This is a genomic window from Acidovorax sp. 100, from assembly GCF_003688355.1.
Lineage (GTDB): Bacteria > Pseudomonadota > Gammaproteobacteria > Burkholderiales > Burkholderiaceae_C > Acidovorax > Acidovorax delafieldii.
On record NZ_REFD01000001.1, the window covers coordinates 2,824,575 to 2,838,016 of the forward strand.

The 13,442-nt window shown below is 66.1% G+C and carries 12 protein-coding genes; 6 read left to right on the forward strand and 6 right to left on the reverse strand.

Translation table 11 applies throughout. The features are described from left to right. The first annotated feature begins 20 nt into the window (after positions 1–20). Positions 21–1,211 (forward strand): PLP-dependent aminotransferase family protein, encoded by a 1,191-nt coding sequence (locus C8C96_RS13015; RefSeq protein ID WP_121942585.1) that lies wholly within the window; start codon positions 21–23, stop codon positions 1,209–1,211. Positions 1,212–1,218: 7 nt separating this feature from the next. Beyond that, positions 1,219–1,446, forward strand: coding sequence for a SlyX family protein (locus C8C96_RS13020; protein WP_008906148.1), 228 nt, complete (start codon positions 1,219–1,221; stop codon positions 1,444–1,446). Between the two features lie 9 nt (positions 1,447–1,455). Here C8C96_RS13020 and C8C96_RS13025 read toward each other — a convergent pair whose 3' ends face one another. Then, positions 1,456–2,088 carry a TetR/AcrR family transcriptional regulator gene (locus C8C96_RS13025; protein ID WP_121942586.1) on the reverse strand — a complete coding sequence of 211 codons (633 nt, stop codon included), beginning with the start codon at positions 2,086–2,088 and terminating at the stop codon, positions 1,456–1,458. A gap of 109 nt (positions 2,089–2,197) precedes the next feature. Between C8C96_RS13025 and C8C96_RS13030 the strand changes: the two genes are divergently transcribed. Further along, positions 2,198–4,252, forward strand: coding sequence for an NADPH-dependent 2,4-dienoyl-CoA reductase (locus tag C8C96_RS13030; protein ID WP_121944004.1), 2,055 nt, complete (start codon positions 2,198–2,200; stop codon positions 4,250–4,252). Between the two features lie 168 nt (positions 4,253–4,420). On the opposite strand, the gene C8C96_RS13035 is transcribed toward C8C96_RS13030, so the two are convergent. The 3 genes from C8C96_RS13035 to pstS all read right to left on the reverse strand — a co-directional run bounded on the left by C8C96_RS13035 (position 4,421) and on the right by pstS (position 7,861). Then, positions 4,421–5,089 carry a 3'-5' exonuclease gene (locus C8C96_RS13035; RefSeq protein WP_116747409.1) on the reverse strand — a complete coding sequence of 223 codons (669 nt, stop codon included), beginning with the start codon at positions 5,087–5,089 and terminating at the stop codon, positions 4,421–4,423. A 20-nt stretch (positions 5,090–5,109) separates the two neighbouring features. Continuing rightward, the gene (locus tag C8C96_RS13040; protein WP_121942587.1) at positions 5,110–6,681 is read right to left on the reverse strand and encodes a CYTH and CHAD domain-containing protein; all 1,572 of its coding nucleotides are present in this window, start codon (positions 6,679–6,681) and stop codon (positions 5,110–5,112) included. A gap of 112 nt (positions 6,682–6,793) precedes the next feature. Beyond that, entirely contained in the window at positions 6,794–7,861 is a 1,068-nt protein-coding gene (pstS, locus tag C8C96_RS13045) for a phosphate ABC transporter substrate-binding protein PstS (protein ID WP_121942588.1), read from the reverse strand. Positions 7,862–8,187: 326 nt separating this feature from the next. Between pstS and C8C96_RS13050 the strand changes: the two genes are divergently transcribed. After that, on the forward strand, positions 8,188–9,837 hold the full coding sequence (locus C8C96_RS13050) for a methyl-accepting chemotaxis protein (RefSeq protein ID WP_233584230.1): 1,650 nt from the start codon (positions 8,188–8,190) through the stop codon (positions 9,835–9,837). An 85-nt stretch (positions 9,838–9,922) separates the two neighbouring features. After that, positions 9,923–10,126 carry a hypothetical protein gene (locus C8C96_RS13055; protein ID WP_056747226.1) on the forward strand — a complete coding sequence of 68 codons (204 nt, stop codon included), beginning with the start codon at positions 9,923–9,925 and terminating at the stop codon, positions 10,124–10,126. Between the two features lie 60 nt (positions 10,127–10,186). On the opposite strand, the gene C8C96_RS13060 is transcribed toward C8C96_RS13055, so the two are convergent. Next, positions 10,187–11,449 (reverse strand): sensor domain-containing diguanylate cyclase, encoded by a 1,263-nt coding sequence (locus C8C96_RS13060; RefSeq protein ID WP_121942590.1) that lies wholly within the window; start codon positions 11,447–11,449, stop codon positions 10,187–10,189. Positions 11,450–11,538: 89 nt separating this feature from the next. On the opposite strand from C8C96_RS13060, the gene C8C96_RS13065 reads away from it, so the two are divergent. Then, positions 11,539–11,886, forward strand: coding sequence for a DUF6172 family protein (locus C8C96_RS13065; protein ID WP_121942591.1), 348 nt, complete (start codon positions 11,539–11,541; stop codon positions 11,884–11,886). Positions 11,887–11,944: 58 nt separating this feature from the next. Here the strand turns inward: C8C96_RS13065 and C8C96_RS13070 are convergent, their stop codons facing one another. Continuing rightward, positions 11,945–13,222 (reverse strand): DEAD/DEAH box helicase, encoded by a 1,278-nt coding sequence (locus tag C8C96_RS13070; protein ID WP_121942592.1) that lies wholly within the window; start codon positions 13,220–13,222, stop codon positions 11,945–11,947. Between the last annotated feature and the right edge of the window lie 220 nt (positions 13,223–13,442).

The following is a 13,442-nucleotide window of genomic DNA, read 5'->3' on the forward strand; positions in this document are numbered from 1 at the left end:
CAACCACTTCTGTCCACGCCATGCAATTTGCCGACCGCCTGAACAACGTAGAAACCTCCGCCATCCGCGAGCTTTTCAAGCTGCTGGGCAAGCCCGGCATCATCAGCTTTGCGGGTGGCTTTCCGGACAGCGCGATGTTTGACGTGGAAGGCATCCGCGCAGCCAGCAACGCCGCCCTGGCCGAAGAGCCCGGCGCAGCATTGCAATATGGCGCCACCGAGGGCTACAACCCGCTGCGCGAGCAACTGGCCGCCTTCATGACCAGCAAGGGCGCCAAGGATGTGGCGGCCGACAACCTCATCGTCACCACCGGCAGCCAGCAGGCGCTGGATCTGCTGGGCAAGACCCTCGTCAGCCCCGGCGACAAGGTGATTGTGGAAGGCCCGACCTTCCTCGCCACCATCCAGTGCTTTCGCCTGTACGGCGCCGAACTCATCAGCGCGCCCATCGATGGCAATGGCGTGAAGACCGACGAGCTGGAAAAGCTCATTGCCGAACACAAGCCGAAATTCGTTTACCTGATCCCCACCTTCGGCAACCCCAGCGGCGCCATGCTGAGTCTGGAGCGCCGCAAGGCCGTGCTGGAGATGGCGGTGAAGCACAACACCCTGATCGTCGAGGACGACCCCTACGGCGACCTGTACTTTGGCGATGCGCCACCCCCCAGCCTGCTGAACCTGTCGGCCACTGTGCCCTGCAGCCGAGAGCTGCTGGTGCACTGCGGCAGCTTGAGCAAGGTGCTCTCGCCCGGCCTGCGCGTGGGCTGGATGATTGCCCCGGCCGAGTTGCTGGGCAAGGCCACCATGTGCAAGCAGTTCAGCGATGCACACACCAGCACCTTTGCGCAGGCCACGGCCGCGCAGTACCTCAAGGCCGGCCGCATGCCTGGCACGCTGGCCCATGTGCGCAAGGTGTACGCCGAGCGCGCCCAGGCCATGGGCGATGCGCTGCGCAAGGAGCTGGGCGACGCCATCGAATTTGTGCAGCCCCAGGGCGGCCTGTTCGTGTGGGCGCGCCTCACGGGTGCAGGCGGCAAGGTGGCCGATGGCAACGTGCTGGCCAAGCGCGCGATTGAAAAGGGTGTGGCCTTTGTGCCCGGCACGCCGTTCTTCTGCGCCAACCCGGACCACGCCACCTTCCGCCTGTCGTTTGCCACGGCCGATGTGGACAAGATCCGCGAAGGCGTCGCGCGCCTGGGCCAGGCGATCTGACGCCTCCATGTCTGACACCAACGATCTCGCCAACGTTCTCCAGCGTCTCGAAAGCCTGGAGATCAAGGCCAGCTTTACCGAAGACCTGCTGGACCAGCTGAACATGACCATCTACCAGCAGCAGCAACTGATCGATCGGTTGACGCACGAGGTCATCCAGCTGCGCCAGCAGGCGCCCGAAGGCGGCTCGAACGGCCCGCGGAACCTGCGCGACGAGCTGCCGCCGCATTACTGATCTAGAGATCTAGGCTTTCACGGACCGCCAGGCTGCGTCCGCCAGTTCTGTGCGGTAGGTGGTGGGTGACGGCAGGCCGCCCTGGGCAGCGTTGCCCGACAGCCAGGCCCTGCAATAGCTCTGCACCGGCCCCATCACCAGCGATGGCATCAGCTCGCACGGCAGGTCGCGCAGCGCGCCGGATCGGCGGTGCGGCTCGAACCAGGCCACCAGCGCCTGGTTGCGGCGCCGTGCGGCCTCGGCCAGGTCGGGCGTGCGCGGGCCCGCTGCCACTGCGCTGCGCGCCTGGAACATGAACCGCGCCCGTTCGGGCTGCGCCACCACCCAATCCAGGTAGCCCGTGACCAGGGCCAACACGCCCGCCTCCACGCCCTGGGCGGCATCGAGGTGCGCCTGCACGCTGCGCGACTGGTCGTGAAAGATCTCGAAGAACAGCGCTGCCACGATGCCGTCGCGGTTGCCAAAGTGGTGATAGATGCTGCCCACGCTGGCCCCGCAGCCCGCCCGTACGCCGTCGATGGTGACTGCATCCACGCCGCCTTCGGCCGCGCATGCCAGGGCGGCGTTCAGGATGTCCTGGCGGCGGTCGGTGGTTGCTTCGGCAGGGGATGAGGTGGGGGGCGGGGAATTGCGGCTTGCCATGGAACGGGATTCTAGAATAAAGTTCTAGAAAATACTTCTAGTTCACGATCCTTCCATGCATTCCTCTCCTCCCATGGCCGCTCCTGCCGTCGCTGCAGCCGCTGCCTCCATGCCCGGTGCCGCGTTGTACCCGCACCTGCTTGCCCCGCTCGATCTGGGCTTCACCACCCTCAAGAACCGTGTGCTCATGGGCTCCATGCACACCGGGCTGGAGGACGGGCGCGACCTGTCTCGCATGGCGGCGTACTTCCGCGAGCGGGCCGAGGGAGATGTGGGCCTGATCGTGACGGGCGGGTTCGCTCCCAACATCGCGGGCTGGGCCAAACCGTTTGCGGGCACGCTGGCGACCTCGGGCGCGGCCAAGCGCCACCGCGTGGTGACCGAGGCCGTGCACGAGGCGGGCGGCAAGATCGCCCTGCAGATCCTGCACACGGGCCGCTATGCCTACCACCCGCTGGCGGTGGCGCCGTCGCGGCTGCAGTCGCCGATTTCGCCGTTCACGCCGTTCGCGCTGTCGGCACGGGGGGTGGAGCGCCAGATCCGCGCGTTCGTGCGCTGCGCGGTGAAGGCGCGCGAGGCGGGCTACGACGGCGTGGAGGTGATGGGCTCGGAGGGCTATTTCATCAACCAGTTTCTGTCGCAAGCCACCAACCTGCGGCGCGATGCCTGGGGCGGCGACTACAGCCACCGCATGCGACTGCCGGTGGAGATTCTGGCCCGCATGCGCGAGGCCGTGGGACCGGACTTCATCATCATCTACCGCCTGTCGATGATCGACCTGGTGCCCGGCGGCAGCGCGTGGGACGAGATCGTCACCCTGGGCAAGGCCGTGGCCACGGGCGGGGCGAACATCGTCAACACCGGCATTGGCTGGCACGAGGCGCGGGTGCCCACCATTGCCACCAGCGTGCCGCGCGCAGCGTTTGCCTGGGTCACGCAAAAGATGAAGGCCGAGTTTGCGGCGGCGGGCATCACCACGCCGCTGGTCACATCCAACCGCATCAACACGCCCGAGGTGGCCGAGCAGGTGCTGGCCGATGGCTGTGCCGACATGGTGTCCATGGCGCGGCCCCTGCTGGCCGATGCGGCGTTTGTGAAGAAGGCTGCGCAAGGACGGGCCGACCGCATCAACACCTGCATCGCCTGCAACCAGGCCTGCCTGGACCATGTGTTCCAGAACAAGACCAGCAGCTGCCTCGTCAACCCGCGTGCTTGCCATGAGACGGAGCTCGTGTACCGCCCTGTGTCGTCGCGCAAGCGCATCGCGGTGGTGGGCGCGGGGCCTGCAGGCCTCACCGCTGCCACGGTGGCTGCCGAGCGTGGCCACGAGGTCCATCTGTTTGATGCGGCGCCCGCCATCGGCGGCCAGCTCAACATGGCCAAGGTGATTCCGGGCAAAGAAGAGTTCCACGAGATGCTGCGCTACTTGGCCACACGCGTGGAAGACACGGGCGTGCAGCTCCACTTGAACCGCAAGGTCGCAGCCGCCGACTTGGCTGGCTTTGACGAGGTCATCGTGGCTACGGGCGTGGAGCCACGTGACCCGAAGATCCCCGGCCAGGACCACCCCAAGGTGCTGAGCTACATCGACGTGCTGCGCCACGGCAAGCCGGTGGGCGAGCGCGTGGCCATCATCGGCGCGGGCGGCATCGGCTTTGATGTGGCCGAGTTCCTCACGCATGGTGAGCACCCCTCCACCACGCTCGATTTGCCCGCCTGGAAGGCCGAATGGGGTATCACCGACCCGGCCGAGGCGCGCGGTGGCCTGGCCGCCAGCGGCCCGCGTGTGACGCCCCCTGCACGGCAGGTGACGCTGCTGCAGCGCAAGAAGGGCAAGCTGGGCGGCGGCCTGGGCAAGACCACGGGCTGGATCCACCGCACCGTGCTCAAGATGAAAGCGGTGGAGATGGTGGGTGGCGTGAACTACGAGCGCATTGCCGACGAAGGACTGCTGGTCTCGTACGGCGAGAAGCGCGAAGACCCGACCTGGATCCCTTGCGACACCGTGGTCCTGTGCGCGGGCCAGGTGCCGTTGCGCAGCCTGGCGCAGGACCTGGAGGCCCAGGGCCGCAAGCCCCACCTCATCGGTGGTGCGCTGGAGGCCGGCGAGCTGGACGCCAAACGCGCCATCGACCAGGCGGCGCGGCTGGCAGCCCGGCTGTAGAGCAGTGCGTACTCGCCTGCAGGGCCTCACAGGGCCTGTCAGGCGTGTTGTTGAAGTATTTTTGGCTAGTAGCGCTAGTGGAATATGCCTGAGCAGCTATATTTTTGATAGTGAATACAGGATGGCGACGGCCGTGATGGGTCACGGCGGTTGTGCCCTCCTTATCCCTCAGGCGGACAGATTCAAGGCGTTGAACACCCGCAGCGCTGCCCACGCGTCGTTGGCCGCATAGACCAGCTGGGCCTCGCTCAGCCGGGCGTTGGCCCAGTTGGAGGTGGCGGCTTTTTTGGACTTGATGAAGCGCCGGTTGAACAGCACCGCCACAGCCCCTTTCACGCCCATGTCCTTGCGGTAGCCGCGTTGGCGGAACACGGTGTTCAGCTCCAGCACATCGGCTGGTTGCACGCCCAGCTTGTGCTGGATGCGTTTGGTGTCGTCACCCAGCCCAAAGCCCGCCTTGGTCACACCCTGCAGGGCCAGCAGCTCGGCCACGCGCGCTCGGCAGCCGGGGTCGTGCAGCTGGAACACCCAGGCCCGCTCCAGCGTAGCCAGTTGCACGATGTGCGGCCCGTCCGACGGCTCATCGCGCACAAAGGTGGGTTTGGATTCGGTGTCAAAACCCCAGGCACTGGCGCTGGCCAGCGCCTGGCAAGCCTGGTCGGCCTGTGCAGGCGTGGCGACCAGCGCAATGCGGTCCATGCCCAGGCGTTCAAAGGGTTCCAGCAGCGCGATCTGGTCTTTGTCTGGCGTGGGGCGCTGGGTGGTGCGCGCCGAGGGGTGGCGGGGCGCGGAGGGCGGCTGGCGCCGCGAAGGAGGAGAGGCCGTCATGCGGGCCATTGTGCCGTGTGGGTGTCCCTTCAGCGTTTGCCAGTTTTGCGCAAGCGGGGGGCGTCCTCCATCTGGCCCAGGGCTTGCTCACAAGCCGCCACCGAATGGGCCTGCCGTCCCGCCAGCCAGCCTGCGCCAAACCAGGCCTTCAGGTCGCCGGACTCTGCAAGCTCGCGGTACAGCGCTGCCGCCACACGCTCGTCATTGAGGCGGCCCAATGCCGACAGCGCTGGCTGCAGGCTGTCCAGAAACCGGGCGCTGTGTGCATCCAGCGCGGGCGCCACGAACTCTGTGAGGTAGCGCAGGCGTTTGAGGCGTTTGCGCAGCCGGTGCTGTGCCTGGGGCGTGCGCGTGGCAAAACCCCGTGCGCCTTTTTGCACCTGGGCATGCAGTGCGCGCAGGCGCTGCTGCAGCAGGTGGCGCGTGGCACGGGCGTCCAGGCCTGCTGCGGCGTCGCCCGTGGCGTCCAGCCCTGGGGTGGTAAAGGCCATCAGATACACCAGCGCTTCCTGAAAGGCCGCATCGCGCACGGTCTGTTGTGCGGCCTGGGCCACCAGCCCGGCGGTGTCGTTCGGGTGGGTGGACAGGGGCGGCGCTCCGGCGGCCTGCAGTTCGGCACCGATGCGTTGCATCACCTGGCTGCGGTCCCGCAGGTGGCCGAGCTGCTGGAACACCTGGACCAGGGGCGGCTCCCAGGCGGGGTCAAAGTTGCCTGGGGCCAGCGGCGCCAGCTCGCGCAGGGCGGTGCGCAGGCGGCGGATGCCGATGCGCAGCTGGTGCAGCTGCTCCTCATCACTCGCACCTTCGGCAATGTCGCTGGCGGGGCCGAGGATCTGCTGCAGGCACTGCGCCACCACGGCGCGCTGCAGGGCCTGCCCGGCGGGCAGTTGCTGGTACAGGGGGGAGCGGGGTCGGGCCTTGCGGAGCGAACCACTGCTGGCTGGGCTGTCAGATGGAATGGGAATGCCCGATGGACTGCCAGCTGGTGCCAGCAGGCGCTCGCCCCGTTCGGCCTTGGACACGGTGCTCAGATACAGCCCGAGCCGCGTGGCCCACTGCGCGGCGAGCGCTGCCAGGCCCGTCACCGGGCCGGCCTTGAGTTCCAGCTCCAGCTCGCAAATGAGGGCCTCGGCCTGCTGGGGAGTGCCCCGCTGAGCCACCACCCGGCCGGTGTCCAACGCCAGCTCGACCACGGTTCCCTGGCGGGTGATGTCGCGCGTCAGCCTGTCCATCTCGGTGCCATAGGTTTCGACTAGGGGGCCACCAGCGGTTTGCAGGGCCTGCTGCAGCCGGGCGCCCGCCACGGTGCCACTGTGCAACTGGGGCAGGGGCTCGGGCGCGATGCCTTCTATGGCGGGGCCGCGTGCGACGTTGTGCTCCTGCCGGTCCAGCGGGCCATCGCCCAGCGCCTTGACGGTTTGCACCCACTGGTCACCCTCGCGCCGCAGGCGAAACGCAATGCCGCGTGACGCCAGTGCGCCGTCGGGCGTGTCGAAGTAGCGGGCCTCCATGCGGATGGCGACACACCGGCCCCGGCGCACTGCCGCTTGCACAGCGGCCAGGCGGTCGGGCGGGATGCAGAACTTGAATTCGATTTCCATGGTGGCGGCATTATCCTGTGGTATCCCCATCGCAGGGCCGCGCCGGATGAAGGGCGCGCGGCGGTTATCCGCCAATAATAGAAAATCAATGATTCAAGAGAGGGTGGATTGATTATGAAGGGCGATTGAAGGAGGATATCAAGCTCATGCCCAGCGGTTTTCCTTGATTATCCCGGATGGAGGTGATGATTTTGAATGCCGACGCCTGAACCCGGTCTGGCAGGCGGACAAAATTATTTTCTTGCACCAAGGTGTCGCCATTGAGAAACGACCAGAGGATGAACCGGATCGCCTGGGCTGTCTGGTCGGGGTTCTGCGTGACCTTGGGGAACACCACAAACGTGCCCATGGTGATGGGCCAGGCCGATTTACCGGGCCGCTGCGTCAAGGTGCTGTGGAAAACTCCGGTGGCCGACCATTCGCTGTTGGCCAGTGCCGCCTTGAAGGCATCGATGGAGGGTTTGACAAAACTGCCGTCGGCATTTTTCATCTGCACGGTGGTCAGGCCGTATTCGGCCACATAGCCGTGGTCCACATACCCGATGGCGCCCACCGTGTCGCGCACGCCCTTGGCCACGCCGTCGCTGCCCTTGAAGGCCAGCACACCCACAGGCCAGGCGATGCTGGTTTTGGCGCCGTACGATGATTTCCATTGTGGGCTCACTTTGCCCAGGTAGTCTGCAAAGTTGTAGGTGGTGCCCGACCCATCGGCCCGCACCACCACCTTGATCGGCAGGTCGGGCAGGGAGACATCGGGGTTCAGTGCGGCGATCTCTGCCGCGTTCCAGCGGGTAATCTCGCCCATGAAGATGCGGCTGAGAGCCTCACCCGTCAGGCGCAGCTGGGTGTTTTGTACTTTGGGCAGGTTGACGATGGGGCTGATGCCGGTGATGGCCACGGGCAGCGCCAGCAGGCCGTGCTCCAGCAAGTCCTTTTCTGCGGGGTACACGTCCGTCGCGCCAAAACCGACGGCCTGCTGCTGGATTTTTTTCATGCCCGTGCTGGAACCCACCGGGTCGTAGTCCACCGCGCTGCCAGTGGCCTTGGCATAGGCCTTGGCCCAGCTGCGGTAGATGGGCGCCGCCGCCGACGAACCAGCGCCCGTCACGGTCTGTGCGCTGGCCAGGCCCGCCTGCACAAGGGCCACGGTCACCAGCAAAAGAAAGTAAATATATTTCATGTGTTTTATGTAATGGTTTTTATGAATAACGATATGCCATGCACGATTTCAGGTGCAGTGAAATCCACGCGTGTTTATTGAGAGGACAGGCAGATTTCGGTGCCGATCCTAGCAAAATGACAGCGATTTGAAGCATTGGCCTGAACGGCGAAGGTTTCTCGTGGAGTCACTAATCTGTCATTTGAAACAATTAGTATCTTTCGCATCCCATCGGGGGCTTGGTGCACGGCGGGTGGTTGGCTTACCCCCTGCAGCAACACGCGTTCGCTCCCACAAGGCGGCGGCGCCCTGGTGGACCTTCACGAAAGATTCAGATGCTTCAAAAAATGAAAATTGGTACCCGCCTGGCCCTGGCCTTTGCCGTGCTGCTGTTGCTGATATCGGCCCTGGCGGCCGGTGGCATCAGCGGGGCCAAGCGGTTGACCGAGCGCAGCGCTGCCCTGTATGGCGACCGTACCGTGCCCATGGGCGTGCTGGCCGAGATCAGCCACCTGACGCAGCGCAACCGCGTGCTGGTGATGGACATGCTGATGGACCCCGGCACCAGCAACCTGGAGGCCAGCCACGCGGCCCTGACTGCCAATGTCGAGCGCATCCAGGCCCTGTGGAAGGAGTACGCCGCCAAGCCCCTGGGGGCCGAGGAGCAGGCCCTGGCGCAGGCCTTTGCCGATGCCAACGCCACCTATCTGGACAAGGGCCTGATCCCGGCGTCGGCCGCGCTGGTGGCCGGCAAGTACGACGACGGCTCGGAGCTGTACATCACCCAGATCCGCCCCAATGCGCTCAAGGTGCAGGACGCCATCGAGCGCCTGGTGGCGCTGCAGATCAACGTGGCTGCGGCAGAGTTTGCAGGGGCGCGCGCCATGAGCGACACCATCCACTGGTGGATGCTGGCCGCCACCGCCCTCGCATTGCTGGCAGGTGCTGCGATGGCCTGGGTCATCACCCGTTCGATCTCGCGGCCGCTGCGTCAAGCCGTGGTGCTGGCACGCACCGTGGCGGGAGGCGACCTGACGGCGCAGATCGATGTGCGTGGCAACGACGAGACCGCCGAGCTGCTGGGGGCCCTGCGCGAGATGAACCACCAGCTGGTGCGCGTGATCACCGAGGTGCGCGCCAGCACCGAGACGGTCGCCCACGAGGCCGTGGTGATGGCGGGCGGCACCGAAGACCTGGCACGCCGCACCGAGGTGCAGGCATCCAATCTGCAGGAGACGGCCGCATCGATGGAGCAGTTGACCATCACGGTGCAGCACAACACCGACAACGCCCAACGTGCCACCGCGCTGGCGCAGGAGGCCAGCAGCGTGGCCAACGAAGGCGGCAGCGTGATGCGCGATGTGATCGCCACCATGCAGGAGATCAAGACGCAGTCGCAGAAGATCACGGACATCATCAAGGTGATCGACGACATCGCCTTCCAGACCAATCTGCTGGCGTTGAATGCGGCGGTGGAGGCCGCGCGTGCGGGTGAGCAGGGCCGGGGCTTTGCCGTGGTGGCTGGCGAGGTGCGGGGCCTGTCGCAGCGCAGCAGCATGGCGGCCCGGGAGATTCGCGGCCTGATCTCGGCCAGCGTGCAGGGTGTGGAGCGCGGGTCCACCCTGGTGGGGCAGGCGGGCGAGCGCGTGGCCAACACCGTGCACCATGTGAACCAGGTGGTGTCGCTCATCACCGCCATCAAGGATGCCGGGCAGGAGCAGGCCCGGGGCATTGCCCAGATCGGAGAGGCCGTGCGCCAGCTGGACGCGGCCACGCAGCAGAACGCTGCGCTGGTGGATGACAGTTCGTCCGCCTCGACCGGCATGAAGAATCAGGTGAGGCGCCTGCTGGAGGTGATTCACCAGTTCCGCCTGACGCCGGATATGCCCCTGCCTGGTGCAGGCGCACCCTTGCTGGAAACGGCAGGGTTGCCCCCTGCTGTGGCTCTGGAGGGCGGGGCTGGCAGTCGCGCGCAACTGGCCATCTCGGCCCGCTAGCCCGGCGGCGGCGTGGTCTCTGCATCGCGTGGCCTATGCAGCCAATGACCGAGGCATTGCCACCCACCACGCCAAGACCTGCGCCATGAACCGCACCGACGTATTGATCGCGATTGCCGAGGTGGCGCGCAGTGGTGGCGCTGCCGCACCCGAAGACGCCATCTCCCAGCTGGCGATGCTCATTGATGATCTGGAGCTGTCCTGCAGCGGCTCGGAGCAGGTGATGGAGATGCTGCTGCGCATCGCCGCCTGCCTGTGGAACCTGCAGCAGGAACGCATGCGCCTTTGAACAGGTGCCTTGGCATGCCGCATGGCCCTGATCTCTCACCGATCAGGGCGACTGAAATGATCACTCGTCCAGCGTCTCGAGCGAAGCCACCTGGTTGCGCCCCCGGTGCTTGGCCAGGTACAGCGCCTGGTCGGCGCGGTCGAGCATGTCGCGCAGGCTGCGATCGCTCTGGCGGAAGGTGCTCACCCCCAGGCTGGTGGTCACGCAGTAGCAGTGGCCTGCTTCGTCCGTCAGTTCCAGCGCGCTAACACTACGCAGCATGCGCGTGGCCACCTCCAGGCCCTCGGCCAGTGTGGTCAGGGGCAACAGCACGCCAAACTCTTCGCCGCCCAGCCGGCCTACGGCATCGCTGGCGCGCAACTGGCCCTTGATGGCCTGCGCAAATGCCATCAGCGCCCGGTCGCCTTCCAGGTGGCCAAAACGGTCGTTGATGGCCTTGAAGTGGTCCAGGTCCAGCATCAGCAAGGTCAGCGGCTCGCCGTTGCTGCGTGAATGGGCATAGGCCGACTCGGCGCATTCCAGAAACGCGCGGCGGTTGGCAATGCCCGTCAGCATGTCGGTGGTGGCCAGACGCTGCAGCTCGCGCTCCAGGTTCTTGCGCTGCGTGACGTCGCGGTAGATGCCTTCGACCCCCGCAAAATTGCCTGCATGGTCGTACAGCGCATGGCTGCTGATGGAGATGTCGATCACCGTGCCATCGCGCCGCACCATCTGGCCCGGAAAGTCCGACACCTCGCCGTGTTCCATGATCGCGGCCTTGAACGCGTCGCGGTCTTTGCTTTGGGGGTAGTACGACTCGGCCGTGCGGCCTTCGATTTCGTGGGGCTCGTAGCCCAGCACCCTGCGCACGCCCGGGCCCACATGCTGCACGATGCCCTGCGCATCGGTGCGGTAGTACACGTCCTGCATGTTCTCGAACAGGCGCCGGAAGTTCTGCTCGCTCTCGCGCAGCTGGGCCTCGATCTCGCTCTGGTGTGTCATGTCCATGCCGCACATGAGTACCGCGGGGGCACCGTCCCATTCAATGGCCACACTGCTGATCAGCACCATGCGCAAGTTGCCGCGCTCGGTGCGGATGCGGAACTCGGAGGATTTGTTGGGCCGTCCGGCCTGCTCGGGCACGGCCACCTGCTGGATGCGGTTGGTGGAGCGCACCTGGTCCAGGGGGTGCACAAAGTCGCCAGACAGCCGCCCGATCAGGCTGTCGATACTGGGCGCCTCCAGCAACTCCATGCTGGCGGCGTTGGCAAAGCGGATGGCGCCCTGTTGTGTGACGAGCACAGCCGCTGGCAACAGGTGCAGCAGGCGCAGGTCGTGGTTCATGGGCTGGTGGTAACCAAAAGTAATGCACCATTGTGGCACCTGGATGCGCAGGTGTGAAACGGCACCTGTCGCAGGCGGTACTATCGCCCATGAGAAAAACTTTCCAACTCCACGTTGAAGGCAAGAACCGCGATCGCGTTCTGGATGCCGTCAAGCACGAAATCCGCAAGTACATCAAGCGCGAACGGCGCCGCGACCTGCCCGAAGGCGCCGATTTCTGGGACTTTGACTGCCAGTTTGGCCGCACCAAGGAAGACGCCGCCGTGGCGCACCTGGCCGCCTTGACCGGGTTGATCAACGGCGTGGCCGCCGAGGGCGGCGCCCAGTTCTATGTGGAAATTCTGGCCAAGCCCGGCAAGCGCACGCCCCGTCCGGCTGGTGAGGCTTCACACAGCGGGCCAGATGGCTTGGACGTGGACGACGAAGAAGGCGCGTAAGCCCGGCGCTGGGTGGATGCCACCCCGCTCACCCTCAGTCAAGCACTGCAGGCCCCTTTCAGGGGCCTTTTTTGTGGGCAGCGGGGGCATCGGCTGCCTGCGCCGCTGCTGCGCGCAGCTTGTCCTTTTTGCTGGGGCGTTTGCCCTTGATACCGCCGGTGCCCCCGGGGTCGGTGGATGGTGCGGGCGCGGGAGCTTCGGTGGGTTCAAAGCCCGCAATCTGCTCGCGTGGGATGGTGAGGTGCTGGCGTTTTTCGATCAGCCGGAAATGCGCCTCGGCATCGGCGGTCACAAAGCTCACGGCCATGCCGCTCTCGCCCGCCCGGCCGGTGCGGCCGATGCGGTGCACATAGTCCACGGCCGATCGGGGCAGGTCGTAGTTCACCACGGCAGGCAACTGCGCAATGTCGATGCCGCGTGCTGCGAGGTCGGTGGTCACGACCACCTGCCAGCGCTCGTCCTTGAACTCCTGCAGCACCTGGTTGCGCGCGCCCTGGCTCAGGCCGCCGTGGAAGGGCGATGCAAAGATGCCCGCCTTGTACAGCTTCTCGGCCACATGCTCGGCCGCGTATTGCGTGGCCACAAACACCAGCACGCGCGACCAGTTGTGCTCCTTGACCAGGTGGCGCAGCAACCGGGTGCGGCGGCTGGCGTCCACCGCAATGGCGCGTTGTTCGATGGCGGGCTCGTTACCCGGCGTGTGGGGCACCTCCACGCGCACCGGCTGCTTCAGCAGGCCATCGGCCAGCGCCTGCACTGCGGTTGGGAATGTGGCCGAGAAAAACAGGTTCTGCCGCCGGGCTGGCAACAGCGCCAGCACGCGCTGCAGTTCCTCGGCAAAGCCCAGGTCCAGCAGCCGGTCTGCTTCGTCCAGCACGAGGTGTGCCACGGCCGACAGGCGCAGCGCGTTGTGGTCCACCAGGTCCAGCAGGCGGCCCGGCGTGGCCACCACAATGTCGGCGCCGCCGCGCAGGCCCAACATCTGCGGATTGATCGACACGCCGCCGAACACGATGGCGATCTTGAGCGGTTGCTGCAGGTGCTGCGCCAGGCTGCGCAGCACTTCTCCCACCTGCGCTGCCAGTTCACGGGTGGGCACCAGCACCAGGGCGCGCACCCGGCGCGGGCCGCCAGTGGCGCTGAGCTGCAGCTGCTGCAGCAAGGGCAGGGCAAATGCCGCCGTCTTGCCCGAGCCCGTCTGTGCGGCACCCAGCAGATCTACCCCCTGCAGGATGGCCGGAATGGCGCCCGCCTGAATGGGCGTGGGCGCCACAAAGCCCGCCTGGGCGGCGGCATGGACGAGGGCGGGGGACAGACCGAGGGAGGCAAAAGGCATGGAAAGGCGCTGGGAATGCGTTGAGGAGGGCACGCAATGCAGCGCGGACAAAGCAGTAATGGCCCGCATTGTCGCCGCGTTTGCCCGATGCCCTCTTGCCCGGTGCCTTCTCACAGGCCAGCAATGCGCGCCTTGCACCTGCAAGATTGCAGGGAATGCGAGTGCTCGGCCCCTGCGTTGGGCAACCGATAATCGGGCCGTCCCGTTTTTCGTTGACAGT